The organism is Bradyrhizobium genomosp. I (2014), assembly GCF_000261685.1.
Classification (GTDB): Bacteria; Pseudomonadota; Alphaproteobacteria; order Rhizobiales; family Xanthobacteraceae; genus Bradyrhizobium.
In genome coordinates, this window is sequence record NZ_AJQE01000345.1 from 1 (window position 1) to 3,583 (window position 3,583).

General features: G+C 66.7%; 3 protein-coding genes. All 3 read left to right on the forward strand.

The window, feature by feature from the left end; all coding sequences use genetic code 11:
* Positions 1–241: 241 nt before the first annotated feature.
* A complete protein-coding gene (gene fliF, locus IC50_RS30740) occupies positions 242–1,867 on the forward strand; it encodes a flagellar basal-body MS-ring/collar protein FliF (RefSeq protein ID WP_035713903.1) in 1,626 nt (541 codons plus the stop codon).
* Positions 1,864–2,562: a hypothetical protein gene (locus IC50_RS30745; RefSeq protein WP_035713908.1), complete on the forward strand. Its 699-nt coding sequence runs from the start codon at positions 1,864–1,866 to the stop codon at positions 2,560–2,562. The genes fliF and IC50_RS30745 overlap by 4 nt, the downstream gene beginning before the upstream one ends.
* Before the next feature lie 5 nt (positions 2,563–2,567).
* A partial coding sequence (locus tag IC50_RS30750) for a flagellar motor protein MotB (RefSeq protein WP_035713911.1) occupies positions 2,568–3,583 on the forward strand: 1,016 nt, incomplete at its 3' end.

A 3,583-nucleotide genomic window follows, 5' to 3' on the forward strand; every position in this document is an offset into this window, starting at 1 on the left:
CGACGGCACAGGCGTGCCGGCAATCGACCTCCCGACGCCAGACTTCATGCAACACGCCGCAGCCGATCGCGCGGCCACGCACCCGAGCTTTCCGCTTGCGGCGGCCGAGTGAATTGCGTCGTCCAGCCTTCTTGTAAAATTGCAACGCCTCGCCGGCGAACCGACACATCCGTGACCGCGCGCAACCTTCAGACAAGGTTGGCAGCCGAGTGTCCTCTACGTTCGCATTGGTAGAGGTCATATGCTCAGTCGTGCGCAGGTACAGCAACTGCTCAACAATCTGCTGGCGCTTGGGCCGCGACGCCTGATGGCCCTGGGACTGATCGGCTTTGCCGTTCTCGTCACCGTCGTCGGCGGCACCTATTATCTCAGCCGGCCCGAGTTCGAAACGCTCTATACCGGCCTTACCCGCGAAGACGTGACGCGCATCGGCGCGGCGCTGCGCGAGCAGAACATCACCTTCGACGTCAACTCCGCCGGCGATGCGGTCTCCGTGCGCCCAAGCCAGACCATGCAGGCGCGGATGCTGCTTGCCGAGAAGGGGCTGCCCACCAGCGCCAACTCCGGCTACGAGCTGTTCGACAAGATCGGCTCGCTCGGCCTGACGTCGTTCATGCAGGAGGTCACCAAGCTCCGGGCACTGGAAGGCGAGATTGCGCGCACGGTCCAACTCATGAAGGGCGTGAAGGCGGCGCGTGTTCATATCGTGCTGCCGGTGCGCGGCTCGTTCCGCGCGACGCAGCAGCCGCCATCGGCATCGGTCGTGCTGCGCACCGACGGCGCGATCGAGGCGCGCACGGCGCAGTCGATCCGTCATCTCGTCGCCGCCGCCATCCCCGGCATGAGCCGCGACAAGGTGACGGTGCTGGATGCCGACGGCTCGATGCTGCTCGCCGAAGACGACGAGGCGAGCGCCGCGCCGACCAAGATGGCGAGCCTGCAGAAGACGGTCAGCGCCATGGTGCAGGAGAACATCCGCAAGGCGCTGACGCCGTATCTCGGCCTCGACAATTTCGAGGTGAGCGTCGCTCCGCAGCTGTCCACCGACAAGCGGCAGATCAACGAGACGGTCTACGATCCCGAGAGCCGCGCCGAGCGCTCGGTGCGGAACGTGCGCGAGAAGGAGTCGTCGCAGAATGCCGACCGCTCGACGCCGACCACGGTGCAGCAGAATCTCCCCGATCAGCAGGTGAACGCCGGAGGCGGCAAGAACTCCAGCGAGGACAAGAGCCGCCGCGAGGACGTCACCAATTTCGAGGTCTCGTCCAAGACCACCACGACGGTGAGCGACGGCTATTCGGTCAAGAAGCTCTTCATCGCCGTCCTGGTCAACCGTACGCGGCTGGTCGCAGATCTCGGCGACAAGAGCAACCAGGCCATCGTCGACAGCAAGCTCGCCGAGATCAGTCAGCTCGCGGCAACGGCGGGCGGACTGGACAAGGCGCGCGGCGACCAGATCCAGGTGACGGCCGTCGATTTCATCGAAGGCTCGCGTGAATTGGCGCCGGTGCCCCCGATCAGCTTCGTCGAGATGATCAACAAGCAGCTCGGCAGCGTTATCAACGCGGTGACGATCCTGGCGGTTGCTTCGATGCTGGTCTGGTTCGGGCTTCGGCCCGCGGTCAACGGCATCCTGACCCATCGCGCGGAGCAGGAGGAGGTCGAGGCGGCCGAGGCCGCCCAACTCGAAGCTGCGGCGGCCCTTGCATTGCCGGATAGCGAGGAGGCCGAGCTCAACCTGGTCGAGGACCTCGAAGGCAAGATGCAGCGAACGCCGCAGAAGCGGCTGGAGCAGATCGTACGGCTCGACCAGATGCAGGCGGCAGCGATCCTTAAAGACTGGATGCGACGCGAGGAGGCGGCATGAACGCGGCAATCGGAAAACTCCTGACGCAGTTCGACGCGAATGGCCGGGTCAAGTCGTCGCCGCCTCCACCGCCGAAAATCCAGGACGTGCTGACCAGGCCGAAGGAAGCCTGGCGCGAGCCGCAGCCTCAACCGCAGCCTCAGACCCCGGCGCAGCCGCAGCTTCAGGCGCCGCCTCCGGCGCCCGCTACGGAAGCTCCGCCGGTCAATCTCCTGGACGATGCCTATCGGCGCGGCCATGCGGCCGGCGTCGCGGAAGGCGACGCCAAATTGGCCGAGGAGCGCGTCCGCAGCGCGATCCGGCTCGGCGAGGAGCGGGCCAAGTGGTCCGACCAGCAGGCGGTGGCGATCGTCAGCGGCTTCGAGGCGGCCTGCCGCGAGGTCGAGACCAACATCGCGAGCTCCGTTGCGCGGATATTGCTGCCGTTCCTCACTGAGGCGGTGCGCGACAAGGCGATCGGATCGCTGGTCGAGCAGGTTGCGGCGCTGACCGGCAATTCGCCGGTGCCGGTGTTCAAGGTCACCGGCCCGCGCGAGCTGCTCGACCTCGTGAAGACGCAGCTCGAGGCGTCCCGGCGAACGGGCATCGCGTACGAGGCCGCCGACACCCTCGAGGTCCGCGTCGTGGCCGACCAGACCGTGATCGAGACGCAGATCTCGGCCTGGAGTGAACGCCTCAAGGAAGCGCGCCGGTAGTCGCCATGGAAGAGGTCAAGCATGAGATCGTGATCGTCCGCCGGCGCAGCGCCTTCGCCGAGGAGGCGCATCACGGCGGCGTCTGGAAGATCGCCTATGCGGATTTCATGACCGCGATGATGGCATTCTTCCTGGTCATGTGGCTGCTCAATGCGCTCAACCAGGATCAGAAGCAGGTGGTCGCAAGTTATTTCAACCCGATCAAGCTCGCGGAGAACGCGCCTGCGCCAAAGGGTCTCAAGGATCTCTCCAAGAAGGAGCCGTCGTCGTTCGAAGGCCAGGATGGCAAGCGTCAGCCGGCTGGCCCGAACGAAGAACGCCGCGGTGACTCTCCAACCGCCGAGAAGCCGGCCTCCTATGAAGAGAAGATCCTGTTCCGCGATCCCTATGCGACGCTCGCCGAGATCGCGAGCAGCGCGAACCAGTCCTCGGGCCAGCGGCGTGCCGGCGCCCTGACGTCCGCCGAAGAGGACGGCCTCAAGGGTGGTGACGCCTACCGCGATCCGTTCGATCCCGGTTATTGGAAGCTGGCGCCGCAGGCGGACAAGGACGCGGACCGCTTCATCGAGAGCGAGCCCAAGCCGAATGCGGCCGCGCGCGACGGCGCAGCCGGAACATATCCGGGCGAGCCGCAGGCGCGCCGGGCCAAGACGGACGAGGCCGGCGGAAGCGTGGCTCCGAACGCGGAGAGCCCGTCCGCAAGCCTGTCGCCCCTGCTGCCGCCGGGCCCCGCGCCGACGCAACCCTCACGCGACGGCAGCGCCGTTCAGGCCGGCGTCCAGGCCAATGCGGCCCCGCAGGCGCGTCCCAACGACGCGGCGAAGGAGTCCGAGCCGCGCGATGCGGCGCAAACGCAGCAGCCCACCATCAAGCAGCTTCAGTCCGCGATCGCGGACGCGCTGTCGGACATCAAAGCGGGCGCGGGGCCAGCGGCCGAGGTGCGTCAGGTCGAGGAAGGACTCCTGGTCAGCCTGACCGACGATACGAGCTTCGGCATGTTCGCGGTCGGCTCGGCCGAGCC

What these genes read in the sequence shown, in the direction of transcription:
- fliF (WP_035713903.1), top strand. Translation starts at nt 242, where the DNA reads ATGCTCAGTCGTGCGCAGGTACAGCAACTGCTCAACAATCTGCTGGCG.
- IC50_RS30745 (WP_035713908.1), top strand. Translation starts at nt 1,864, where the DNA reads ATGAACGCGGCAATCGGAAAACTCCTGACGCAGTTCGACGCGAATGGC.